The sequence below is a fragment of the Pseudomonas sp. 2822-17 genome (assembly GCF_002742485.1).
Taxonomy (GTDB): domain Bacteria; phylum Pseudomonadota; class Gammaproteobacteria; order Pseudomonadales; family Pseudomonadaceae; genus Aquipseudomonas; species Aquipseudomonas cyclaminis.
Genome location: NZ_LJRZ01000698.1, coordinates 1 through 249, shown reverse-complemented (window position 1 = coordinate 249; position 249 = coordinate 1). Strand labels below are relative to the sequence as shown.

The window sequence follows — 249 nt, the reverse complement described above, 5'->3', positions numbered from 1 at the left end:
TTTAAATAGCGCAAAAATAATTCCCTGATCTCGTAATTCATAATATACTTAGAGGCGACTTGTTTTTTCACAGCATTCTCTAGTCTTTGAATAGATTCTTCTTTGTCTTCCTTAGATAAAACAAGGTCCGTAGAGGTAGCGTAATTTTTTAAAGCTTCCACAATCGCTTGCATATCTGGAGCATCAGATAACCCATCAAGACCAAAGCTTAACTCCTCTTTTTCATGTAGAAGTTGGAGAGATTGGGTT

General features: G+C 36.1%; 1 protein-coding gene. It reads right to left on the bottom strand.

Going from position 1 to position 249, the window contains the following annotated elements; translation table 11 throughout:
• A partial coding sequence (locus AOA60_RS32770) for a hypothetical protein (RefSeq protein WP_158235062.1) occupies positions 1-249 on the bottom strand: 249 nt, incomplete at both ends.